The organism is Streptomyces sp. NPDC050528, assembly GCF_044457795.1.
GTDB lineage: Bacteria > Actinomycetota > Actinomycetes > Streptomycetales > Streptomycetaceae > Streptomyces.
This window is the reverse complement of record NZ_JBITHH010000002.1, coordinates 870,611-892,311: the sequence shown is the minus strand read 5'-3', so window position 1 is coordinate 892,311 and position 21,701 is coordinate 870,611. Positions and strand designations below refer to the sequence as shown.

The window sequence follows — 21,701 nt, the reverse complement described above, 5'->3', positions numbered from 1 at the left end:
GGGTGCGGTGCGGTGCCGGACGGCCGCAGTATCGCGTGACGGGAGTGGTCTACGCCACGGGTGTGTCGGCAACTCGGCTGTACGGCCCCCGAGTCGGCGTGCACGTCCCTGGGAGGACCGGCGCTCGTACCTCCTCGCCGAACAGATCCGACCGACATCGGCAAGCTCGATCCGGCCGGAGGCGTTGGTCGAGGTCGAAGTCGTGGCCGTCGCCCCCGCGACAGAGTGATCCTCTCCGGGCGATACTGCCGCCCATGACGGCAGCGAAGGCAGCGAGAGCGGCGAAGCCAGTGGACACGGCGAAGGCGGCGAACCTCGGCGTCCTCTTCGCCATCGAGCTCGGCGCCCTCGTCGCCGTCGGCTATTGGGGGTTCACCCGGGACCTCGCCACGCCGCTGACCTGGCTGCTCGGGCTCGGCGCGCCCCTCGTGCTCGCCGTGCTGTGGGGACTGTGCGCTTCGCCGAAGGCCAAGTACAAGGTGCGGGGCGCCGGCCGGGTCGGGTTCGAGGTGGTGTGGTTCGGGGCCGGGGTGGTGGCACTCGTATTCGCCGGGGCCTACGACTGGGCCCTCGTCCTCGCCCTCGTCTGCGTGGTGAGCAAGACGCTCGCCGTCATCTGGAGCCAGTAGCAAGGGAATTGACTGGGCGTCAGCCCGTCCTCTCGCCCTCACCCAGCAGCGCCAGGAAGTCCCTGAACGCCCCCGGCATGTCCACCGACTCCGGATCCAGCAGCCACTGGTACTGCAAACCGTCCATCACCGCGACGAGCAGCGGAGCCGCCCGCTCCGGTGTCAGGCCGTTCGGCAAGCGGTCGCCGTACTCGGCCCGCAGCACCCCCGCCATGTTCGCCCGCACCCGGACGTACCGCTCGGTGAAGTAGCCCCGCGCCGGATGTCCCTCCGTGACGCTCTCGCCGAGCAGTGCGGAGAAGGTCTGAATGATGCCGGGCCGCATCGCGTTGTACTCGACCAGTGAGGCCAGCAGGTCGATCCGCCAGCGGCTGTCCGGCATCGCGTCCCACTGGTCCCGCTCCTCCAGAACGGCGACGAGCAGCGCGTCCTTCGTCGGGAAGTAGTGCAGCAGGCCCTGCTGGGTCAGGCCGACCCGTTCCGCCACCGCCGCCAGGCTCGTGCCCCGGTAGCCGCGCTCGGCGATCACCTCCAGCGCCGCCCGCACGATCTCGGCGCGTCGTTCCTCGCGCCGGGTCCTGGAGTTCGTGGCGTTCATGGCGTCACCGTACGACACCTGGCGAGCGTTCACATAACAGCAAGGTTACGAAACCTACCGCTCTACAGGGAACCGATGCACGATGGAGGCACCGCACCGTACGGACTCAACGAGGAGGCACAGCGATGGCGGGAACCCGCACCCCGGCCGACGAGGCCCGTGAAGCAGCCGCGGAGGCGGCTCTCCGCAAGCTCGACCTGGACGCCAAGGCGCGGCTGCTCGCCGGGCAGGACATGTGGTCGCTGCCCGCGCTCCCGGAGATCGGTCTCGCGTCGCTTGTCATGTCCGACGGTCCGATCGGCGTCCGGGGTGTGCGCTGGACCGCCGACGACCCCTCTGTCGCGTTGCCGTCCCCCACCGCCCTCGCCGCCACCTGGGACCCCGAACTCGCCCGCCGCGCAGGCGTGTTGCTGGCCCAGGAGGCCCGCCGCAAGGGCGTGCACGTCCTCCTCGCCCCTACCGTCAACCTCCACCGATCACCCCTCGGCGGACGGCACTTCGAGGCGTACAGCGAGGACCCGTACCTCACCGGACGCATCGGCGTCGGGTATGTCGAGGGCGTCCAGTCCGGCGGCGTCGGCACCACCGTCAAGCACTTCGTCGCCAACGACGCCGAGACCGACCGCTTCACCGTGAACAACCTGATCTCCCAACGCACCCTGCGCGAGCTGTACTTGGCCCCCTTCGAGCTCATCGTCGAGAACGCCCACCCCTGGGGCATCATGACCGCGTACAACTCGGTCAACGGCACGACGATGACCGAGCACCGGTACCTCGTGAACGAGATCCTGCGCGGCGAATGGGACTTCGACGGCTTCAACGTCTCCGACTGGACCGCCGCCCGCTCCACCGTCGGCGCCATCGAGGGCGGCCTCGACGCCGCGATGCCCGGCCCGAAGACCGTCTACGGCGAGGCCCTCGCCCGGGCCGTGCGCGACGGCGAGGTCGAGGAGACCACCGTCGACACCGCCGTACGGAACGTGCTGCGCCTCGCCGCCCGCGTCGGCATCCTGGACGGCGCCGAGCCCGTCGTGGCGGAAGCCCAACTCCCGTCCCCCGTCGACGGGGAGGCCCTCGCCCGCGAGATCGCCCGCCGCTCCTTCGTCCTCGTGCGGAACGAGAACGACGCCCTGCCGCTGAAGACCGGCCACACCGTCGCGCTCATCGGCGCCGCCGCCCGCGACGCCCGCGTCCTCGGCGGCGGCTCCGCCATCGTCTTCCCGCCCCACGTCGTCTCCCCGCTCGACGGCCTCACCGCCGCCCTCCCCGAAGGCGCCCTCACCTACGCAGTCGGCGCCGACCCGAACACCGAACTCGCCGCCGCCGACAAGGGGTTCGAGCTGCGCGCGGTCTGCCGGGACGCCGAGGGCGCCGTCATCGGTACCGCCTCCGCGCCCGGCGGACAGCTCCGCTGGATGGGCGACGACCTTCCCGAGGGCGTCACCCACGACACCCTCCACACCGTCGAACTCACCGGCACCTTCACCCCGCGCGACACCGGCGAACACACCTTCGGCATCAAGGGACTCGGCGCCTTCACCCTCACCGTCGACGGCACGACGTACTACGACGACGTCCAACGCCCGCTCAAGGACGACCCGTTCAGCTCCTTCTTCGGCGCCCCCGAACCCCGCGCCCGCGTCGACCTCACCGCCGGCACCCCGGTCGAGGTGTCCCTGACCTACGTCGTGAGCTTCGCCGAGAACCGCGACCTCAAGGTCATCGGCTTCACCCTCGTCCACCAGGAACCGCGGCGCGACCCCGACGAACTCATCGCCGAGGCCGTCGAGTCGGCCCGCACCGCCGACACCGTCGTCGTCGTGGTCGCCACCACCGAGCGCGTCGAGTCCGAGGGCTACGACCGGACGGACCTCCAACTCCCCGGCCGCCAGGACGACTTGGTGCACGCCGTCGCCGCCGTCAACCCGAACACCGTCGTGATCGTCAACTCCGGCTCCCCGGTCGAACTGCCCTGGCGCGACGAGGTCGCCGCGGTCCTGCTCGGCTGGTTCCCCGGACAGGAGGGCGGCGCCGCCCTCGCCGACGTCCTCACCGGCGCCCACGAACCCGGCGGCCGGCTCCCCACCACCTGGGGCTCCCTCACCGACGCCCCGGTCACCCAGGTCGTCCCGGACAACGGCGAACTCCCGTACACCGAGGGCGTGTTCATCGGCTACCGCGCCTGGGAGAAGGAGGGCCGCACCCCGTCGTACCCCTTCGGGCACGGCCTCGGGTACACCGACTGGAGCTACGACGCGATCGAGGCGGAGGGCACGAGGGTGACCGTCCGGATCACCAACTCCGGTGCCCGGCACGGCCGTGAGGTCGTCCAGGTCTATCTGGCCCCTGCCGAGACCGACCTGGAGCGTCCCGCCCGCTGGCTGGCCGGATTCGCCGGTGTCGAGGCCGGGCCCGGCGAGAGTGTCGACGTCGTCGTCGAACTTCCGCGCCGATCTTTCGAGATCTGGGATGAGACGGCGAACGCGTGGGCATTTGTAAAGGGTTCGTACGAGATCCAGGCCGGGCGCTCGATCACCGACCGCAGGGTCGCGACGACGATTAACGTCTGATCCGGGACACCGTCCCCCACAGACAGCCCCGGTCCGGGACCTGACCCCTGGACCGGGGCTCATTCCTGCCCGGACCGGACAACCCCGGCACGGGCATGGTCGGTCAGCGGGCCGAGAAGCCGTACACCGTCTCCGAGCGGTAGGTGTCGCCCGGGCGCAACTCCGTGCTCGGGAACTCGGGGCGGTTGGGGGAGTCCGGGAAGTGCTGGGTCTCCAGGGCGATTCCGGCACCCGGGGCGTACGGGTCGGCCAAGTAGTCGCCGGTGTAGAGCTGGATGCCGGGCTCGGTCGTCGCCACCGTCAACACCCGCCCGGACGCCGGGTCGCGCAGCTCGGCGATCTCGACCGGGGCCGGGGTGAGGCCCTTGTCGAGCACGAAGTTGTGGTCGTAGCCGGAGCCGACCTTCCGCGCCTCACGGAAGTCGAAGCGCGTGCCCGTGACGTCGTCGAGCGCGCCGGTCGGGATCAGATCGCCGTCGACAGGCGTGAACCGCGAGGCGGCGAGCCGGAGTTCATGACCACCCGCGCCGCCCGCACTGCCCGCGCCGCTCAGGTCGAAGTAGCTGTGGTTCGTGAGGTTCACGACGGTCGGCGCGTCCGTCGTCGCCTCGTAGACGAAGCGCAGCGCGCCCGACGCGTCCAGCGTGTACGTCGCCGTGACGTCGAGGCGCCCCGGGAAGCCCTCCTCGCCGTGCGCGCTGACCCGGCTGAGCCGCACCCCGTGCTCGACGGGCTCGACGTCCCACACGCGCTTGTCGAAGCCGTGCTCGCCGCCGTGCAGGGAGTTGGGCGCGTTGTTCTGCGCCAGCGAGTACGTGACGCCCTCCAGCGGGAAACGGCCGCCCGCGATCCGGTTCGCGTACCGCCCCACCAACGCCCCGAGATACGGCTCGGGATGGGTGAGACAGCCGTCCAGATCCGCGAACCCGAGCACCACGTCCGCCGCGTGCCCGTCCCGGTCCGGCACCTCCACCGACTGCACGATCCCGCCGTACGACAGCACCCGCACCCGGACGCCGGCGCGCTCCAGGGTCCAGCGGTGCACCGGCGTGCCGTCGGGAAGGGTGCCGAAAAGTTCGCTCATGAGGGAAACCCTAGGTCACGGGTGTGCGTGCGGTGATGTGCCGGTAGGCGATCGCGGCGAGCTGCGCCTGGCCGTCCGTACTCGGGTGGAACCAGTCCCAGTGGCTCAACTGGTCCGTCCCGAACCGGTAGTCGTAGACCGCGCCCCCGTCGAAACGGCACCGCTTGTCCGTCGCGCACACCTGCTCAAGCACCTTGTTGTACGCCTCCACCCGGTCCTGAACGGTGTCGCGCCGCTCGGTCGCCGCCGAGTCCAGGGCGTCCGCGTCGGCCAGCATCGAGGGGCAGATGCCCAGCTTCCAGATCTGCTTGCCCAGCGGGTTCGTCCGCCCCTGCGACCAGAGCCGCTTGAGATTCGGCACGCTCGCGACGTAGACCTGCGTCTTGGGCAGTGACCGGCGCAGCGACTTCAGCGAGGTCTCGAAGTCGGCGCGGAAGTCCGCGACGGAGGTCATGGCCGAGGTCGAGGCCGCGCAGGCGTCGTTCGCCCCCACCATCACGGTGACCAACTCCGGCTTGCGCACGGCCGCCTGAGCGATCTGCGCGGGCAGATCGGCCATCCGCGCGCCGGTCTCCGCGTAGTTCCAACTGCGCCCGGCCGCGCCCGTCTTCCCCAGCAGCCGTACGGCGAGACTGTCGACCGAGGCCGAGCTGCCGGTCGCCCAGGAGACCTCCGGGCAGTCCGACAGGACCGAACAGGCGTCGAAACCGCGGGTGATGGAGTCGCCGACGGCGGCGAGCGAGGACGGGCTGCGGTCCCACAGCGGGGTGGGGGCGGGCTTCGCCTTGGTGGCCGCCGTACCGCTCTTGGAGTGTGCGCCGCCGGAGTCGCAGCCGGCGGCTCCCAGGATTGCCGCCGCCACGACGGCGAGCACGGCCCGTGAACGGTGACGTCGGATTCGCATGCCGTGGCCCAGCCCCTTGGTGTCGTGTCGCGGTCCCCGCCCATAACAACGCGCGAGGGTTCCCGCACGTGTGCGATGCAACGGCTCACCCCCGTACAAGCGTCCCCATGGGTGAATGGCGGCGTTTCCTGGCACCGGGAGGGACGGTACGTCACACTCCTCGCGCCGCCGCACGGTAGCCTCGCCCTCAACGTGGCTGCCCTGCCGCCGCCGTTCGCCAGCCAGCAAGATGCCCCGCTCTGTCCGGAGGTCCCGGTGACGACACGTGGAGTTCTGTACGTGCACTCCGCGCCGCGCGCGCTGTGCCCGCACGTCGAGTGGGCCGTCGCCGGGGTGCTGGGCACCCGCGTCAGCCTCGACTGGATCCGACAGCCCGCTGCCCCCGGAACCTGGCGCTCCGAGTTCTCCTGGCAGGCGGAGGTGGGCACGGCCTCCAAACTCGCCTCGGCGCTCCGCGGCTGGCACCTCCTCCGCTTCGAGGTAACCGCCGAACCCTGCCCCACCGCCGAGGGCGAGCGCTACAGCTGCACCCCCGACCTGGGCATCTTCCACGCCGTCACCGGCATCCACGGCGACATCCTGATCCCGGAGGACCGCCTGCGCGCGGCGCTGACGCGATCTCAGCAGGGCGAGACCGACCTGGAGGCGGAAATCGCCAAGCTCTTGGGCAAGCCCTGGGACGACGAGCTGGAGCCCTTCAGATACGCGGGCGAAGGCGCCCCCGTGCGCTGGCTGCACCAGGTGGTCTGAAAATCGCCGATCAGGGGCGCTGCTTTTAGGGGCGCGGGGAACTGCGCGACCAGCCCCCACCGGCCGGTAGACAAAAAACAACATGTGGCCCGCCCCCAAAACCCAGGGGGCGGGCCACACACCGTTCAGTAGACGTCTCAGACCGTCCGGAACGCCAACACCACGTTGTGCCCACCAAACCCGAACGAGTCGTTCAGCGCGGCAATACGCCCTTCGACCGGCAGCTTCCGAGCCTCCCCGCGAACAACATCGGCGTTGGCCTCGGCCTCAGGGTCGAGGTTCTCGACGTTGATGGTCGGCGGAGCGATCCGGTTGTACAGCGCGAGCACGGTGGCGACCGACTCAACACCCCCCGCACCGCCCAGCAGATGCCCGGTCATGGACTTCGTGGCCGAGACAGCCATGTGGTCGGCGTCGTCACCGAACACCTTGCGCAACGCCTTGAGTTCGGCCACGTCACCCGCCGGAGTAGACGTCGCGTGCGCGTTCACGTGCACGATCTCCGCCGCGTCCAGATCGGTGTTGTCCATCAGGTTCCGCAGGGCCTGCGAGATGCCACGCCCCTCCGGCTCCGGCTGCACGATGTCGTGGCCGTCGGCGGAGATGCCCTGCCCGACCGCCTCGGCGTACACCCGGGCACCGCGCTTCGCCGCGTGCTCGGCGGACTCCAGGACGAGAACGCCCGCGCCCTCGCCGAGGACGAAGCCGTCGCGGCCCATGTCGTAGGGACGCGAGGCGCCCTGCGGGTCGTCGTTGTTCTTGGACATTGCCATCATGTTGCCGAACGCGGCGATGGGGAGCGGGTGGATGGCCGCCTCCGTGCCACCCGCGACGACGACGTCGGCGCGGCCGGTGCGGATCATCTCGATGGCGTAGCCGATGGCCTCGGCGCCGGAGGCGCACGCGGAGACCGGCGTGTGCACGCCCGCGCGGGCGCCCACGAGCAGACCCACGTTGGCGGACGGGCCGTTCGGCATCAGCATGGGGACGGTGTGCGGGGAGACGCGGCGGACGCCCTTCTCCTTCAGCACGTCGTACTGGTCGAGCAGGGTCGTCACACCGCCGATGCCGGAGGCGATGACGGTGCCCAGGCGGTCGGGGTCGACGGACGCGTCCTCGCCGGCCTTGTCGGTGAAACCGGCGTCCGCCCAGGCCTCCTTGGCCGCGATCAGCGCGAACTGCGCCGAGCGGTCCAGGCGGCGGGCCTGCGGACGCGGGATGACCTCCGAGGGGTCCACGGCGGCCGGCGCGGCGATACGGACGGCCTGCTCGGCGGCCCACTCCTGCTCCAGGGGCTTCACGCCGGACTTGCCGGCGACCATGCCTTCCCAGGTAGAGGCTGCGTCGCCACCCAGCGGTGTGGTTGCGCCGATACCGGTGACGACCACGGTGCGATTGGTCGGGCTCACGGGAATTCTTTCTCCAACGGTACGAGGATTAAGCGGCGCCACCGCCGGGTGGCGGGGCCATGCAGCCGGGCCTGGGAGCGTGCTCGGGCCCGGTGGTCCGGGCCCAAGACGTGGCTCAGGCCTGGTGCTCCAGGATGTACGTGGTCGCGTCGCCGACCGTCTTGAGGTTCTTGACGTCCTCGTCGGGGATCTTGACGTCGAAGCGCTCTTCGGCGGCGACGACGACCTCGACCATGGACAGCGAGTCGACGTCCAGGTCGTCGGTGAAGGACTTGTCCAGCTGGACGTCCTCAACCGGGATGCCGGCGATCTCGTTCACGATGTCGGCGAGACCGGCGACGATCTCTTCCTGAGTGGCGGCCATGTCAGGCGCTCCTTCTTTGTGATCCAGAGGGTGTGGCGTTCCCGCCGCGGCAGCGACGGGTGAGTTCTGCCGTACCGGATCCGATGATGATCCGGCACGGAGTGCCTAGGGGAGGGTAACGACCGTCGCGGCGTACACGAGACCCGCCCCGAAGCCGATGACGAGCGCGGTGTCGCCGCTCTTGGCCTCGCCGGTCGCCAGAAGCCGCTCCATAGCGAGCGGAATCGAGGCGGCCGAGGTGTTGCCGGTGGTGCGTACGTCACGCGCGACCGTGACGTGCTCCGGCAGTTTCAGCGTCTTCACCATCGAGTCGATGATCCGCTCGTTGGCCTGGTGGGGAATGAAGACATCCAGGTCGTCCGGGGTGATCCCGGCCGCGTCCAGCGCCTGCTGGGCGACCTTCGCCATCTCGAACACGGCCCAGCGGAACACCGCCTGGCCCTCCTGCGTGATCGCAGGGAACTTGCCCGTGGAGTCGTACTCGGTCCACGGCACGGTCTGCTTGATGGTGTCGGACTTGTCGCCCTCCGAGCCCCACACGGTCGGACCGATCATCGGCTCCTTCGCGGGGCCGACGACGACCGCGCCCGCGCCGTCACCGAACAGGAAGGCCGTCGCGCGGTCCTCCAGGTCGGTCAGGTCGGACAGCCGCTCCACGCCGATGACCAGCACGTACTCCGCGCTGCCCTCGACGACCATGCCCTTGGCGAGGGTCAGGCCGTAGCCGAAGCCCGCGCAGCCCGCCGAGATGTCGAACGCGGCGGCCTTGTTCGTGCCCAGCTTGTCGGCGATCTCCGTCGCCACGGCCGGGGTCTGCTTGAAGTGCGAGACCGTGGACACGATCACGCCGCCGATCTGCTCGGCGGAGATCCCCGCGTCCGCGATCGCCTTGCCGGACGCCTCGATGGACATCGCGGCGACGGTCTCCTCGTCGTTCGCCCAGTGCCGCGTCTCGATGCCCGAACGGGAGCGGATCCACTCGTCGGACGAGTCGATCGTCTCCAGGATCACCTCGTTCGGGACGACACGGACCGGACGGTAACCGCCCACACCGAGGATGCGCGCGTACGGTGCGCCCTTGCTCGGCTTGATCTTCGACATGTTCGTACGGCTCCTTCTTCAGGCGTTGGCGTGCTCGGCGATGAGCTCGCGGGCCGCGTCGAGGTCGTCCGGGGTCTTCAGGGCCAGCGTCTTGACGCCGGGCAGGGCGCGCTTGGCGAGGCCGGTCAGGGTGCCGCCGGGGCACACCTCCAGGAGGGCGGTGACGCCGAGCTCCTTGAAGGTCTCCATGCACAGGTCCCAGCGGACCGGGTTGGCGACCTGGCCGACCAGCCGCTCCAGCACCTCGGCACCGGTGGCGACGGCCTTGCCGTCCTTGTTCGAGACGTACGTGATCGTCGGGTCGCCCGGCGTCAGGTCCTGCGCGGCCTTCGCGAGCGTGTCGACCGCCGGCGCCATGTGCCGCGTGTGGAACGCGCCGGCCACCTTCAGCGCTACGACCCGTCGCACGCCCTCGGGCTTGTCGGCCTCCAGGGCGGCGAGCTGCTCCAGCGTGCCGGCGGCCACGATCTGGCCCGCGCCGTTCACGTTCGCCGGGGTCAGGCCCAGCTGCTCCAGGTGCGCGACCGTGGTGTCCGGGTCGCCGCCGAGCAGCGCGGACATCCCGGTCGGGGTGATCGCGGCGGCCTCGGCCATCGCCAGACCGCGCTTGCGTACGAGGGTCAGGGCGGCCGTGTCGTCCAGGACGCCCGCGAGGACGGCGGCGGTGATCTCGCCGACGCTGTGACCGGCGACGGCACCCGGTGACACGGCACCGAGGGCGGCCGCGGAGACCAGTCCGGCGGCGACGAGCAGCGGCTGGGCGACGGCGGTGTCACGGATCTCGTCCGCGTCGGCGTCCGTGCCGTAGTGCACCAGGTCGAGGTCGACGGCGGCCGAGAGGGCACGCAGACGGTCCTCGACACCGGGGAGGTCGAGCCAGGGGGTCAGGAAGCCGGGCGTCTGGGCGCCCTGGCCGGGAGCGACGAGTACGAGCACTCTCACACTCTCTCTTGGGGACGGGCACGGCCGCCCGTGGGGACAGGGACGAAGAACGGGAAGGGGTTTTGTGGAGCCCCGACAAAAGGCTAGTTCTGGGGATCTCCATCGGCCAGACGCCCCAGGATCAGCGCGATCCGCAGCGTGAACGCGGAGCGTACATCCGACGGCGACCAGCCGGTGACGTCAGTCACACGTCGAAGCCGGTAGCGCACGGTGTTGGGATGGACGAACAGCATCCGCGCGGCACCTTCGAGGCTGCTCGCCTGCTCCAGATAGACACTGAGCGTCTCCAGGAGCGCGGACCCGGCCTCCTCCAGCGGTCTGTAGATCTCCTCCACCAACTGGTCCCGGGCGCCGGGGTCACCGGCCATCGCGCGTTCCGGAAGCAGGTCGTCCGCCAGTACCGGGCGCGGGGCGTCCTGCCAGGCGGAGCACGCCTTGAGCCCGGCGGCGGCGGCCTGCGCGGACCGGGTGGCGGCGAGCAGATCGGGCACGATCGGCCCGGCGACCACGGGTCCGGCGGCATACGGCCCGATCAGCGACTTGGCGACGGCGAGCGGGTTGTCGCTCCCGCCGGCGATGACGACGAGCCGGTCCCCGAGGACCCCGGTGAGCACCTGAAGCTTGGCGTGCCGGGCGGCGCGCCGAATCGCCTCGACGGTCAGTTCACTGTCGCCGTCGGGCGCGGTGCCGAGGACGACGCAGACATGCTCGGGCGAGTTCCAACCAAGCGCGGCGGCTCGCGAGACGGCCCCCTCGTCAGCCTCCCCGCTCAGCACGGCGTTGACGACAAGGGACTCCAGCCGGGCGTCCCACGCGCCGCGCGCCTCGGCGGCCTGCGCGTACACCTGGGCGGTGGCGAAGGCGATCTCCCGGGCGTACACGAGGAGCGCCTCGCGGAGCACGGACTCGTCGCCGGGGGCGGCGACTTCGTCGATGGCGGACTCCATGACCTCGATGGTCGTCCGCACCATCTCCACGGTCTGGCGGAGGGTAATGGCCCGGGTCAGCTCACGGGGAGCGGTCCCGAACACATCGGTGGAGATGGCCTGCGGCGCGTCCGGATGCCGGAACCACTCGGTGAACGCGGCGATACCGGCCTGCGCGACCAGCCCGATCCAGGAACGGTTCTCCGGTGGCATCGCCCGATACCACGGCAGCGTCTCGTCCATGCGCGCGATGGCCTGGGCGGCAAGACTCCCGGACGACTGCTCCAGCCGCTTCAGAGTCGCCGGGTGCGAGTGGGCACGGGGCAGTGGGCCTGCGGGTCTGCTGGTTTCGGGTTCGGGCACGGGACAAGACTGCCTTATCCGGGCGGGGGTGTGCGGTGGGGGTGGCTGCGCCGGACTTTTGCAGGGCGGCTTACGGTGCCGGGTGCGTGGACCGGGGTCGCGGTTGCCGTACCTGGGGGCTCCGCCCCCAGACCCCCAGGCCTGTGCCCACCCACCACCCGACTCGCTGGGTTCGAAGGTGGGCCATGGGCAGGCTCGGTGGGTTGGGGGGTGGGCCGGGGTTCCGGGGTTCCCCCCTCACCACCATAGGGATCCGCCCCCGCCCCGCAGGGCTACCGTGGTCCCCGTGATGGACGTACGGCGCTCCGCCGAGCGCTACCCAGGGGGTGACCCGCAGGCCGGGATCCAGTCGTGGCATGCCTTTTCCTTCGGGCCGCACTACGACCCGGACAACCTGCGGTTCGGCGCGATCATCGCCTGCAACGAGGAGCGGCTCGCCCCCGGCGCCGGGTTCGACGAACACCCGCACAGCCACACGGAGATCATCACCTGGGTCGTCGAAGGGGAGTTGAGCCACCGCGACTCCACCGGCCACCTCACCCGTGTCCGCCCCGGTGACGTCCAGCGCCTCAGCTCCGCGGCGGGCGTCCGGCACGTCGAGCGGAACGACAGCGACGCGCCCCTGACCTTCGTGCAGATGTGGCTCGCCCCGCTGGAGCCGGGCGGCGAACCGTCGTACGGGATCGTGCACGGCATCGCCGACTCCACGCCGTACGCGGTGCCGGAGGCCGGTGCGATGCTGCATGTGCGCCGGCTGGCGCCCGGTGAGCGCACGGCCGTGCCGGACGCCGGGCATGTGTATGTGCACGTGGTGCGGGGTGAAGTCGGCCTGGGCGGGGAGAAGTTGGGGCCCGGGGACGCGGCTCGGATCACGGACGCGCGGGATCTGGTGGCCCAGGCGGCGGCGACCGGGGGCGAGTTGCTGATGTGGGAGATGACCTAGCGCCGGACAGTCAGGCCAACGCCCGTCAGCGGTCGGAGAGTTCGGCCAACACCGCGTCCGTGAACCCCGGCCACGCCTCCACCGCCCACGCCCCGAACGCCCGGTCCGTGAGCGCCACGCACGCCACCCCCGCGACCGGGTCGATCCACAGGAACGTACCGGACTGCCCGAAGTGACCGAACGTGCGAGACGAGGACGAACTGCCCGTCCAGTGCGGGGACTTGGAGTCGCGGATCTCGAAGCCGAGGCCCCAGTCGTTGGGGTTCTGGTGGCCGTAGCCCGGGAGGACGCCCTTCGTGCCGGGGTACTGGACCGTCATCGCCTCGGCGACCGTGCGGGGGTCCAGGAGGCGGGGGGACTGGACCTCGGCGGCGAAGCGGAGGAGGTCGTCGACCGTTGAAACGCCGTCCCTCGCCGGGGAGTTGGCGCCCTCCAGTGTCGTCGACGTCATGCCCAGCGGGTCCAGGACCGCCTGGCGCAGATACTCCGCGAACGGGATCTCCGTCGCCTTCGCGAGGTGGTCGCCGAGCTGCTCGAAACCCGCGTTCGAGTACAGGCGGCGCTGTCCGGGCGGAGCCGTCACGCGGTGTTCGTCGAAGGCCAGCCCCGAGGTGTGGGCGAGGAGATGGCGGACCGTGGCGCCGGGCGGGCCCGCCGGTTCGGCCAGTTCGATCGCGCCCTCCTCGTACGCGACGAGGGCCGCGTACGCCGCGAGTGGCTTGGTGACCGAGGCGAGCGGGAAGCGGTGGTCGGTCGGGCCGTGGGTGCCGAGGACGGTTCCGTCGGCTCGTACGACGGCCGCCGCCGCGGTCGGTACCGGCCAGTTCTCGATCAGCGCGAGGCTCTGCAAGGACATGCCGTCGAGCCTAAGTGGTCAGAGCTTCAGCTCCATCAAAGGGTCCGGCTTGGGCAGGAAGCCGAGCGAGGCGTAGAGCGGCTCGGCCGCCGCGGACGCGGTGAGCTGGACGCGCCGGGCGCCGCGCTCGCGGAACCACGCCAGCAGCTCCTCCATGCACGCACGCGCGTACCCGCGCCGCCGCGCGTCCGGATCGGTGGCCACGCTGAACACGAACCCGACCGTGCCCCGCGGGTTACCGGCCTTCCCGATCCGGTAGTCCACCGTCCCGACGACCAGGGCCGCCAGCGCCCCCGGCCGCTCGGGATGCTCGACGACGAACGCCCCGAAGTCCTCGTCCGACGCGAGCCGCTCCCGCAGCGTCGGCAGGGACTCCGCGTGCCAGTCCGTGGCGGGGTCCGACCCCGCCATCGAGTCGATCATCACCTGGCGCAGTCGCAGCACTTCGGCGGCATCGCCTGGGGCTGCCCGTCGTACGAGACTCATGATCCGTACGCTAGCCACCGCACCCCCGACCCGTCCTGCGGATTTCTTACCGGTTCCGCTTGCTTCGAGTGCACTCCAAGGCCATAGCGTGGAGGCCATGACGGTGATGGAGACCACGGGTACCAGTACCGACAGCTGCGCGGGCCCGCCGCAGGCCGAGCGGCGTCCGGACGGCGAGGACAGCTACACGATCAGCGAGGTCGTCGCCTTCACCGGCCTGACCGCGCACACCCTGCGCTGGTACGAGCGCATCGGGCTGATGCCGCACATCGACCGCTCGCACACCGGCCAGCGCCGCTACAGCAACCGCGACCTCGACTGGCTCGACCTCGTCGGCAAGCTCCGCCTGACCGGGATGCCGGTCGCCGACATGGTCCGCTACGCCGAGCTGATGCGCGAGGGCGAGCACACCTACGGCGACCGTTTCGAACTCCTGGAATCGACCCGCAGGGACGTCATCGCCAGGATCGCCGAACTGCAGGACACCCTGGCCGTCCTCGACCGGAAGATCAACTTCTACGCCACGGCCGGCCGCGCCTACGAACAGGAGAAGGCAGGATGACCGACACCACGATCCCGACCGCACGACTCGGCGCGGCCGGCCCCGAGGTCGGCGTCCAGGGCCTCGGCTGCATGGGCATGAGCTTCGCCTACGGCCCCTCGGACGCGAAGCAGTCGCAGGCCGCGCTGGACCGCGCCTTCGAACTGGGCGTGACCCTGTACGACACGGCGGACGCGTACGGCCAGGGAGAGAACGAGCGGTTCCTGTCCCCCTTCTTCAAGGCCCACCGCGACCAACTGGTCGTCGCCACCAAGTTCGCCCTGTCGATCCCGCCCGGCGAACCCACCCGGCGCGTCATCCGCAACGACCGCCCGTACATCCGCCAGGCGGTCGAGGCGAGCCTGCAACGCCTCGACATCGACGTCATCGACCTCTACTACATGCACCGCCGCGACCCGGCCGTCCCCATCGAGGACACCGTCGGCGCGATGGCGGAACTGGTCGCCGAGGGCAAGGTGAAGCACCTCGGCCTGAGCGAGGTCACGGGCGCGGAACTCCGGGCGGCCCACGCCGTTCACCCCATCGCCGCCGTCCAGTCGGAGTGGTCCCTCTTCAGCCGCGACGTCGAGATCAGCCTGGTCGGCGCGGCCGCGGACCTGGGCGTGGCGGTCGTACCGTACTCACCGCTCGGCCGCGGCTTCCTCACGGGTTCGTTCTCGAACGCCGACCAGGACCTGACCGAGGGCGACTACCGCCGCACCCAGCCCCGCTTCACCGGCGAGAACGCGGCAGCCAACGGCGCGCTCCTGGATCCGGTACGGACGGTGGCCGAGGCGCACGGGGCTTCACTGGGCCAGATCGCCCTCGCTTGGGTGCAGCAGCGGGCGCAGGTCCACGGCCTCCCAGTCATTCCGATCCCGGGCACGACCAAGCCGGGCCGGGTGGAGGAGAACACAGCGGCGACCAGGATCATCCTCACGGATGAGGAGCTGTCCCTCCTGGAGCCGATCGCCGGGAAGGTGGCGGGCGATCGCTACGCGGACATGACCTTCGCCTCTTCCAGCAGGGAGTAGCTGAGCAGCGCCCTTGACTGGAGCGCTTTTAAAGGGGCGCGGGGAACTGCGCGACCAGCCCCCACCGGCCCGCGGTCAAAAAACTCACGAGCAGCCCCCCGCTACAACTCCGCCAACAACTCAGCCTTCTTCACGGCGAATTCGTCATCAGTCACGAGCCCCGCCTGATGCAACTCCGCCAGATGCCGAATCCGCTCGGCGACATCCGCAGGATCACGCCGAGCGGCAGGCACCACAGCAGCAGGCCGCGCGGAGCGAACCGCCGCAAGCACAGCCCCCGCAAACGGCAACGACTCATGCACAGTCCCATACCCCAGCCCGAACACCACGGCCGCCGGATCCTGATCAACCGGCAGAAGCGACTCCGCCCCGCGCAACAGCCGTAGATGCCCCTCAAAGACTTCGGGCGACCGCCACTCGACCCCGCTCAGGTCGGCGATCGCGAAACTCTGGTCGCCGGCCTTCCACTTCGCGGACGACGCCCCCGTCCAGAACCACCGGAACGACACGGTCTTCCCGTCGAAGGACGCCTTCCCGTCGTACGCCTTGAATCGCAACGGCACGGAAGGCGCGGCCACCAGAAACCGCTCGGCAGGCCCGTCGTCCGGTTTCAGCCGCGCACGCAACTCGTCGGCGTAGTACTCGGCGAGAGTCTCCTGCTCGGCCGGCAGGACGAGGCGGTACGGATCGCAGGTCTCCTTCAGCTGACCCGCGGCCGCCTCCATCAGCGGGTCGGCCCCCGCCCGGGGCTCCGCGCGGAGCACGACCGTCCCGCGTCGGCCGGGGGTGAGCGTCACCGCCTCGATCGCCTCGAAGGGGATCCGGCGTTCACCGAGCGCCTGAAATAGCTTGGGTGTTCGAATGCCACGTTCGTAGCGGATGAGCACGGAGTCGGACTCGAACTCCCAGGCGGCATGAAATCCGGCCAGTACGTCACCCATGCGGCTCATCGTAGGCGGCACACACTCCTCCGTCCCATCCCCGCGCAGACCGCACTTCCTGCTGTTTCTACGCGCGTCCGGCCGCCGAGGCGCCGGACAAACCCTCTCGGCAGGTGTCACCTTCGTGCGCGCAGGTCACCGAGCGGTACGCGCCAACGCCGATGTCGGCGAAGTTGGTCAGGCTGTCGGTGCCCGTCGCGAAGTAACCGGTGTGACCCTCCGCGTCCTTCGCGGCCAGCACCCGCGCGCCGAACGCGTTCGACACCGGGTCCTCGCCGTGCCCGAGCCCGCCGAGCTCCATGTACGGCACGTCCTGGATCCAGTCGTTCGCGTCCCGCATCGCCCACACCCGGGCACGTGTGTGCAGGTGGGCGGCGCTGGAGGTGCGCATACCGGGGCTGCCGGCCACCGCGATGTCGGTCACCCGGGAAGGCAGCGCGTGCGCGGCGACCCCGCACACCACGGAGCCGTAGCTGTGGCAGAACAGGGCGACCTGCGAGGTCCCGGGCAGCGCCCGCACCAGCGCGTTCAGCCGTACGGCGCCCGCCTCGGCGCGGCCCGCGGTGGCCGAGTCGATGCCGAGGCCGCCGGGGGAGGTGTAGTCGGCCCAGGCGATGACCGCCGTACGCGTGCCCGTCGTGCCCGTCGCGGTCTTCGCCGAGTTCTCGGCCGCGTACAGGTTCTGGGCCATGCCGACCGGTGCCGAGTACTCCTTGTACGTCTTCTGGAAGGTCAGCAGGTCGGTGTCGACGCCGGGGACGATGACCGAGACGCGCTGGGCGGTGTCCAGGTCGCCGAAGACCTCGGCGATCCGGCCCGAACCCTCGGGGTCGAAGGCCAGGATGTGGCGGCCCTCGGTCATCAGCGCCTCGAAGCGGTGCATGAGGCGGCCCGCGTCCTGCTGGCCCAGCGGCGTCAGGCGGTTGTCGTGCATGCGCTTCTTCTCGACCTCGCGCTGCTGGTCGAGGGCGACGCGGTTGGCGCGGTAGCGCAGCGAGACCGGGGCGCCGTTCATGTTGCCGACCGCGAGCGGGTAGCGGTGCGCGAGACGCGTCCGCTGCTGCGCGGTGAGCGAGGCGAAGAACCGGGCCAGCCGGGTCGGGGAGGCGTCCGGGTCGGGCAGCTCGCGCCCGTTGATGTGGCCGTGCTCCCACGCGGAGAGGGAGGCCTGGAGCGCCGTTTTCCCGGGGTGGCTGCGGACCGCGGTCCAACCGGTGGTCGCCAGCATCACGAACACCACGGCCAGCGCGGCCAGTGCGCGCCAGGCGTTCAGCGTGGGGGAGGAGTCGAAGGAAGTCACTGGGAGGACACACTAGGAGAACGAGAGGGTCTCGCGTTAACCGAGTGACGGGGATCACGTTTCAGCGGTACGTGACGAGAAACTCAGTACGACTCACCTTGCGGGACTCGTGCGCCAGTTCCCGGCGAGCGCCGGTCCCACCCCGTCCAGGTAGGCGGCGGTCAGCTCGCGCATCGCCTCGATGCTGAGGTCGTCGCCCGCGATCCACCTCCGCTCCACCACCCGCATCACCCCGCCGAACACGGCCACCACCAGCCGCGGCCGGGGGTCCGTGTCCACGTCGAGGCCCTCGCGCCGGGCGACGATCTGCGCCAGCTCCTCCTCCAGCTCCTGCGAGCGCCGCAGATGCGCGGCGAGCAGCGCGGGCGTCGACTCGATCACGCGGTAGGTGCGCATGTGCAGGTCCAGCGGTACGACCTGCTGGATCGCCTCGTTGATGGTGTCCCAGCTCTCCAGCACGGCCCGGCGCATCGCCTCCAGCGGGGCCTCGTGCGGCGGGCGGGCGCGGACGGCCGTGATGAAGTGCGTCTCCGTGAGCCGGGGCACGAAGAACGCGGCCTCCTCCTTGCTCGCGAAGTAGCGGAAGAAGGTGCGCTGCGAGACGTCGACGGCCTCGGCGATCTCGTCGACCGTGGTCCGCTCGTAGCCCTTGCTCGTGAACAGCTCCAGGGCGGCGCGCAGCAGCGCGTCCCGCGTACGCGCCTTCTTGCGCTCGCGCAACGTCTCCATGCTGTTCTCCTCGCGATTGTTGACAGTCGCCGACATCTGAACCTGTTTGTCAACTGTCAGCGACTGACATTAGCCTCGCCCGTATGACTAGTCAGACCACCATCAGCGCGACGGGGCCGGGGGACAAGGCACCAGCCGCCCCGTCCGACCCGACGCCGTCCACGGGGCTGCGCGGCCACCCGTGGTTCACCCTCATAACCGTCGCCGTCGGCGTCATGATGGTGGCCCTCGACGGCACCATCGTCGCCATCGCCAACCCGGCCATCCAGAAGGACCTCGGCGCCAGCTTCGCCGACGTCCAGTGGATCACCAACGGGTACTTCCTCGCCCTCGCGGTCTCCCTCATCACCGCCGGCAAGCTCGGTGACCGCTTCGGCCACCGCCAGACCTTCCTGATCGGCGTGAGCGGTTTCGCCCTCGCGTCCGGCGCGATCGGCCTCTCGCACAGCATCGCGTTCGTCGTCACCTTCCGCGTGCTCCAGGGGCTGTTCGGCGCGCTGCTGATGCCGGCCGCGCTAGGCCTGCTGCGGGCCACCTTCCCGGCCGAGAAGCTCAACATGGCGATCGGCCTGTGGGGCATGGTCATCGGCGCCTCCACCGCGGGCGGCCCGATCCTCGGCGGTGTGCTCGTCGAGCACGTCAACTGGCAGTCGGTGTTCTTCATCAACGTGCCGGTCGGCGCCATCGCGCTGATCCTCGGCCTGCTGATCCTGCGCGACCACCGCGCCGAGAACGCCCCGCGCTCCTTCGACATCCTCGGCATCGTGCTGCTCTCCGGCGCGATGTTCTGCCTGGTCTGGGCCCTCATCAAGGCGCCGGCCTGGGGCTGGGGCTCCGGCACGACCTGGACGTTCCTCGCCGTGTCGGTGCTGGGCTTCGCGTTGTTCGCGTTCTGGGAGCAGAAGGTCGCGGAACCCCTCATCCCCCTGGGCCTGTTCCGCTCGGTCCCGCTGTCCGCGGGCGTGGTCCTCATGGTCCTGATGGCGATCGCCTTCATGGGCGGCCTGTTCTTCGTGACGTTCTACCTGCAGAACGTGCACGGTATGAGCCCGATCGACGCCGGTCTCCACCTTCTCCCGCTCACCGGGATGATGATCGTCGGCTCCCCGCTCGCCGGCGCCGCGATCACCAAGCTCGGCCCGCGCATCCCGCTGGCGGGAGGCATGGCCGCGACCGCGATCGCGATGTACGGCATGTCCACCCTCACCTCGGACACCGGCAGCGGCGTCATGTCGATCTGGTTCGCTCTGCTGGGCTTCGGCCTCGCGCCGGTGATGGTCGGCGCGACCGAGGTCATCGTGGGCAACGCGCCCATGGAGCTCTCCGGTGTCGCCGGCGGTCTCCAGCAGGCCGCGATGCAGATCGGCGGCAGCCTCGGTACGGCCGTCCTCGGCGCCGTGATGGCCTCCCGCGTCGACAGCGACCTCGCCGGCAACTGGGCGGACGCGGGCCTGCCCAAGCTCACCCAGCCCCAACTCGACGCGGCCGCCGAGGCAGTTCAGGTCGGCGTGGCCCCGATCGCCCCGAACACCCCGGAGACGATCGCCGCGAAGATCACGCAGGTCGCCCACGACACGTTCATCTCCGGCATGAGCCTGGCCTGCCTGGTCGCGGCCGGCGTGGCGGTGGTCGCGGTGTTCGTGGCGTTCCTGACCAAGCGCGGCGAGAACGCGGAGGCGGGCGCGGGCGCGGCGCACATCTAACCCTCTTCCAGGCCGAGTTCGCCTATCAGGGTGACTCGGCTAAAGATTCCTGGCACCCGGCACGCGCCGCAGGTCACAGTGGGTCAAGTCCTCCGCAGGGCAGGGAGGACGGGGTGGTCTGCGGCGCGCTGCCGGAGGGGGGCAGCGCGCAAGCAGGCTTTTTTCGCGTGTACGCGGGTATCCGATCGTCGTAACAGAAATTCGCCGCACCGGCCGAACTGGCCCGGACGCCCAGGGAGTTGACGATGACGGGCTTCGGCAACGGAACGCGCAGGAACCCCCGCTCGCGTGGCCGCATGGGGTCAGGGAGCGGGCAGGACCGCGCGACGCTCGCCATCATCGGCCTGGTCTGCGCGATCGCGGGCTTCTTCACCGCGGGGAACCTGGGAATCCTCCTCGGCCCGATCGCGGTGGTGTGCGGCTGGCTGGCCATGGGCCGCAGGTGGACGGGCTCCCGCCGGGTGATGGCGTTGGTGGCCCTGGTCCTGGGCGCGATCGACACGCTGGCGGCGGTCATGTGGACGTTCTTCTGAGCGGGGGCGGAGTGGGCCGGGGCTGAGCGGGCGTTGCTCTCGACGGAAGCCGAGTGGACCTGCTTTCGAGCTCGGGCCGAGTGGACCTGCCCCTGAGCAACCGCTGAGCGGAACGTTCTCCTGAACCGCGGCTAGCGGGGCAACTCGTCCCCGACCGGCAGCGGAACACCCGCCGCCGATGCCCCGGACAGGGCCGCCGCCTCCGCCCCGGAGACGCCCGCCCCCGGCGCCCCCGACAGCGCCGCCACCTCTGCCCGCAACGCCCGCACCTCCTCCGCCAGCGCCTCGATCGCCAGGGTCTGACGCCGTTCCTCCACGTCGTCCTTCTCGAACCGGGCGATGAACCACGTGGCGATGTTCGCGGTGACGACACCGAGCAGTGCGATCCCGGAGAGCATCAGCCCGACGGCGATCATCCGTCCCAGCCCGGTGGTCGGCGCGTGGTCCCCGTAGCCCACCGTCGTCATGGTCGTGAAGGACCACCACACGGCGTCACCCAGCGTCCGGATGTTCCCGTTGGGCGAGTCCCGTTCCACGGAGAGCACCGCGAGCGAACCGAACATCAGCAGCCCGATCACCGCGCCGGCGACATACGTCGTGAGCTGGATCTGCGAGGCCATCCGCGCCCGGCGTCCGACGAGTATCAGCGTCGACACCATGCGCAACAGCCGTAGCGGCTGGAGTATCGGCAGCACGACCGCGCACAGGTCCATCCAGTGCGTCCGCACGAACCGCCGCCGGTCCCGGGACATCGCGAGCCGCATCAGATAGTCGGCGGCGAACGCCGCCCACACCACCCACTCGACCGCCGTGCACATCTCCGTCAGCGAATGACCGGCGGTGGTGTCCACGATCGGCACGGCATAGGCCACGGCAAAGCCGACCGCGAGCGCCAGCAGGGGCCGTTGGGTGCGCTGTTCCCAACGGGCTTGTGCCGATGGTTCGTTCATGACGGCATGTTAGGGCGATGGGGGTGGGCTGATGGGCCGCCCCGA

22 protein-coding genes are annotated in these 21,701 nt (G+C 70.5%); 8 read left to right on the top strand and 14 right to left on the bottom strand.

Annotation, left to right across the window (positions count from 1 at the left end):
* Positions 1–254 precede the first annotated feature (254 nt).
* Positions 255–629 carry a YrdB family protein gene (locus ACIBK4_RS11365; RefSeq protein WP_398994345.1) on the top strand — a complete coding sequence of 125 codons (375 nt, stop codon included), beginning with the start codon at positions 255–257 and terminating at the stop codon, positions 627–629.
* 19 nt (positions 630–648) lie between these two features.
* On the opposite strand, the gene ACIBK4_RS11360 is transcribed toward ACIBK4_RS11365, so the two are convergent.
* Entirely contained in the window at positions 649–1,245 is a 597-nt protein-coding gene (locus tag ACIBK4_RS11360) for a TetR/AcrR family transcriptional regulator (RefSeq protein WP_398994403.1), read from the bottom strand.
* A gap of 107 nt (positions 1,246–1,352) precedes the next feature.
* Here ACIBK4_RS11360 and ACIBK4_RS11355 point away from each other — a divergent pair, with 107 nt between their 5' ends.
* Positions 1,353–3,797 carry a beta-glucosidase H gene (locus ACIBK4_RS11355; protein WP_398994343.1) on the top strand — a complete coding sequence of 815 codons (2,445 nt, stop codon included), beginning with the start codon at positions 1,353–1,355 and terminating at the stop codon, positions 3,795–3,797.
* A gap of 103 nt (positions 3,798–3,900) precedes the next feature.
* Here the strand turns inward: ACIBK4_RS11355 and ACIBK4_RS11350 are convergent, their stop codons facing one another.
* Positions 3,901–4,881, bottom strand: coding sequence for an aldose epimerase family protein (locus ACIBK4_RS11350; RefSeq protein ID WP_398994341.1), 981 nt, complete (start codon positions 4,879–4,881; stop codon positions 3,901–3,903).
* A 10-nt stretch (positions 4,882–4,891) separates the two neighbouring features.
* Complete coding sequence (locus tag ACIBK4_RS11345) at positions 4,892–5,785, bottom strand: SGNH/GDSL hydrolase family protein (RefSeq protein WP_398994339.1); 894 nt, start codon at positions 5,783–5,785, stop codon at positions 4,892–4,894.
* 255 nt (positions 5,786–6,040) lie between these two features.
* Here ACIBK4_RS11345 and ACIBK4_RS11340 point away from each other — a divergent pair, with 255 nt between their 5' ends.
* Positions 6,041–6,535 carry a DUF3145 domain-containing protein gene (locus ACIBK4_RS11340; protein ID WP_352183372.1) on the top strand — a complete coding sequence of 165 codons (495 nt, stop codon included), beginning with the start codon at positions 6,041–6,043 and terminating at the stop codon, positions 6,533–6,535.
* A gap of 137 nt (positions 6,536–6,672) precedes the next feature.
* Here ACIBK4_RS11340 and ACIBK4_RS11335 read toward each other — a convergent pair whose 3' ends face one another.
* From ACIBK4_RS11335 to fasR, 5 genes are all read right to left on the bottom strand, one after another.
* On the bottom strand, positions 6,673–7,944 hold the full coding sequence (locus ACIBK4_RS11335) for a beta-ketoacyl-[acyl-carrier-protein] synthase family protein (RefSeq protein ID WP_398994337.1): 1,272 nt from the start codon (positions 7,942–7,944) through the stop codon (positions 6,673–6,675).
* Positions 7,945–8,059: 115 nt separating this feature from the next.
* Complete coding sequence (locus ACIBK4_RS11330; RefSeq protein WP_033286874.1) at positions 8,060–8,308, bottom strand: acyl carrier protein; 249 nt, start codon at positions 8,306–8,308, stop codon at positions 8,060–8,062.
* 105 nt (positions 8,309–8,413) lie between these two features.
* A complete protein-coding gene (locus ACIBK4_RS11325) occupies positions 8,414–9,409 on the bottom strand; it encodes a ketoacyl-ACP synthase III (RefSeq protein WP_398994335.1) in 996 nt (331 codons plus the stop codon).
* An 18-nt stretch (positions 9,410–9,427) separates the two neighbouring features.
* On the bottom strand, positions 9,428–10,345 hold the full coding sequence (locus tag ACIBK4_RS11320; RefSeq protein WP_398994333.1) for an ACP S-malonyltransferase: 918 nt from the start codon (positions 10,343–10,345) through the stop codon (positions 9,428–9,430).
* Between the two features lie 89 nt (positions 10,346–10,434).
* Complete coding sequence (fasR, locus tag ACIBK4_RS11315) at positions 10,435–11,640, bottom strand: fatty acid biosynthesis transcriptional regulator FasR (protein WP_266855956.1); 1,206 nt, start codon at positions 11,638–11,640, stop codon at positions 10,435–10,437.
* A 289-nt stretch (positions 11,641–11,929) separates the two neighbouring features.
* Between fasR and ACIBK4_RS11310 the strand changes: the two genes are divergently transcribed.
* On the top strand, positions 11,930–12,583 hold the full coding sequence (locus tag ACIBK4_RS11310) for a pirin family protein (RefSeq protein ID WP_398994402.1): 654 nt from the start codon (positions 11,930–11,932) through the stop codon (positions 12,581–12,583).
* A 25-nt stretch (positions 12,584–12,608) separates the two neighbouring features.
* On the opposite strand, the gene ACIBK4_RS11305 is transcribed toward ACIBK4_RS11310, so the two are convergent.
* A complete protein-coding gene (locus tag ACIBK4_RS11305) occupies positions 12,609–13,439 on the bottom strand; it encodes a serine hydrolase domain-containing protein (protein ID WP_398994330.1) in 831 nt (276 codons plus the stop codon).
* Positions 13,440–13,457: 18 nt separating this feature from the next.
* Entirely contained in the window at positions 13,458–13,925 is a 468-nt protein-coding gene (locus ACIBK4_RS11300) for a GNAT family N-acetyltransferase (protein WP_398994328.1), read from the bottom strand.
* A 97-nt stretch (positions 13,926–14,022) separates the two neighbouring features.
* Here ACIBK4_RS11300 and ACIBK4_RS11295 point away from each other — a divergent pair, with 97 nt between their 5' ends.
* Both ACIBK4_RS11295 and ACIBK4_RS11290 read left to right on the top strand, forming a co-directional pair.
* Positions 14,023–14,487, top strand: a complete 465-nt coding sequence (locus tag ACIBK4_RS11295) for a MerR family transcriptional regulator (RefSeq protein WP_033286880.1) — start codon at positions 14,023–14,025, stop codon at positions 14,485–14,487.
* On the top strand, positions 14,484–15,500 hold the full coding sequence (locus ACIBK4_RS11290) for an aldo/keto reductase (RefSeq protein ID WP_398994326.1): 1,017 nt from the start codon (positions 14,484–14,486) through the stop codon (positions 15,498–15,500). The genes ACIBK4_RS11295 and ACIBK4_RS11290 overlap by 4 nt, the downstream gene beginning before the upstream one ends.
* A gap of 101 nt (positions 15,501–15,601) precedes the next feature.
* Here ACIBK4_RS11290 and ACIBK4_RS11285 read toward each other — a convergent pair whose 3' ends face one another.
* The 3 genes from ACIBK4_RS11285 to ACIBK4_RS11275 form a co-directional block, all read right to left on the bottom strand.
* Positions 15,602–16,450, bottom strand: coding sequence for a DUF4429 domain-containing protein (locus ACIBK4_RS11285; protein WP_398994324.1), 849 nt, complete (start codon positions 16,448–16,450; stop codon positions 15,602–15,604).
* 58 nt (positions 16,451–16,508) lie between these two features.
* Entirely contained in the window at positions 16,509–17,741 is a 1,233-nt protein-coding gene (locus ACIBK4_RS11280; protein ID WP_398994322.1) for an alpha/beta hydrolase, read from the bottom strand.
* 93 nt (positions 17,742–17,834) lie between these two features.
* A complete protein-coding gene (locus tag ACIBK4_RS11275; protein ID WP_398994320.1) occupies positions 17,835–18,470 on the bottom strand; it encodes a TetR family transcriptional regulator in 636 nt (211 codons plus the stop codon).
* Positions 18,471–18,553: 83 nt separating this feature from the next.
* On the opposite strand from ACIBK4_RS11275, the gene ACIBK4_RS11270 reads away from it, so the two are divergent.
* Both ACIBK4_RS11270 and ACIBK4_RS11265 read left to right on the top strand, forming a co-directional pair.
* Positions 18,554–20,173, top strand: coding sequence for an MFS transporter (locus ACIBK4_RS11270; RefSeq protein WP_398994318.1), 1,620 nt, complete (start codon positions 18,554–18,556; stop codon positions 20,171–20,173).
* A 245-nt stretch (positions 20,174–20,418) separates the two neighbouring features.
* Positions 20,419–20,706, top strand: a complete 288-nt coding sequence (locus tag ACIBK4_RS11265) for a hypothetical protein (protein WP_398994316.1) — start codon at positions 20,419–20,421, stop codon at positions 20,704–20,706.
* Between the two features lie 131 nt (positions 20,707–20,837).
* Here ACIBK4_RS11265 and ACIBK4_RS11260 read toward each other — a convergent pair whose 3' ends face one another.
* A complete protein-coding gene (locus tag ACIBK4_RS11260) occupies positions 20,838–21,656 on the bottom strand; it encodes a potassium channel family protein (RefSeq protein ID WP_398994314.1) in 819 nt (272 codons plus the stop codon).
* Between the last annotated feature and the right edge of the window lie 45 nt (positions 21,657–21,701).

Excerpts from the sequence above, each read along its gene's own strand:
- ACIBK4_RS11325 (WP_398994335.1), bottom strand. The coding sequence starts at position 9,409 with ATGTCGAAGATCAAGCCGAGCAAGGGCGCACCGTACGCGCGCATCCTC.
- ACIBK4_RS11265 (WP_398994316.1), top strand. The coding sequence starts at position 20,419 with ATGACGGGCTTCGGCAACGGAACGCGCAGGAACCCCCGCTCGCGTGGC.
- ACIBK4_RS11365 (WP_398994345.1), top strand. The coding sequence starts at position 255 with ATGACGGCAGCGAAGGCAGCGAGAGCGGCGAAGCCAGTGGACACGGCG.
- ACIBK4_RS11310 (WP_398994402.1), top strand. The coding sequence starts at position 11,930 with ATGGACGTACGGCGCTCCGCCGAGCGCTACCCAGGGGGTGACCCGCAG.
- ACIBK4_RS11330 (WP_033286874.1), bottom strand. The coding sequence starts at position 8,308 with ATGGCCGCCACTCAGGAAGAGATCGTCGCCGGTCTCGCCGACATCGTG.
- ACIBK4_RS11290 (WP_398994326.1), top strand. The coding sequence starts at position 14,484 with ATGACCGACACCACGATCCCGACCGCACGACTCGGCGCGGCCGGCCCC.
- ACIBK4_RS11295 (WP_033286880.1), top strand. The coding sequence starts at position 14,023 with ATGACGGTGATGGAGACCACGGGTACCAGTACCGACAGCTGCGCGGGC.
- ACIBK4_RS11285 (WP_398994324.1), bottom strand. The coding sequence starts at position 16,450 with ATGAGCCGCATGGGTGACGTACTGGCCGGATTTCATGCCGCCTGGGAG.
- ACIBK4_RS11305 (WP_398994330.1), bottom strand. The coding sequence starts at position 13,439 with ATGTCCTTGCAGAGCCTCGCGCTGATCGAGAACTGGCCGGTACCGACC.
- ACIBK4_RS11300 (WP_398994328.1), bottom strand. The coding sequence starts at position 13,925 with ATGAGTCTCGTACGACGGGCAGCCCCAGGCGATGCCGCCGAAGTGCTG.
- ACIBK4_RS11275 (WP_398994320.1), bottom strand. The coding sequence starts at position 18,470 with ATGGAGACGTTGCGCGAGCGCAAGAAGGCGCGTACGCGGGACGCGCTG.
- ACIBK4_RS11260 (WP_398994314.1), bottom strand. The coding sequence starts at position 21,656 with ATGAACGAACCATCGGCACAAGCCCGTTGGGAACAGCGCACCCAACGG.
- ACIBK4_RS11270 (WP_398994318.1), top strand. The coding sequence starts at position 18,554 with ATGACTAGTCAGACCACCATCAGCGCGACGGGGCCGGGGGACAAGGCA.
- ACIBK4_RS11355 (WP_398994343.1), top strand. The coding sequence starts at position 1,353 with ATGGCGGGAACCCGCACCCCGGCCGACGAGGCCCGTGAAGCAGCCGCG.
- ACIBK4_RS11345 (WP_398994339.1), bottom strand. The coding sequence starts at position 5,785 with ATGCGAATCCGACGTCACCGTTCACGGGCCGTGCTCGCCGTCGTGGCG.
- ACIBK4_RS11350 (WP_398994341.1), bottom strand. The coding sequence starts at position 4,881 with ATGAGCGAACTTTTCGGCACCCTTCCCGACGGCACGCCGGTGCACCGC.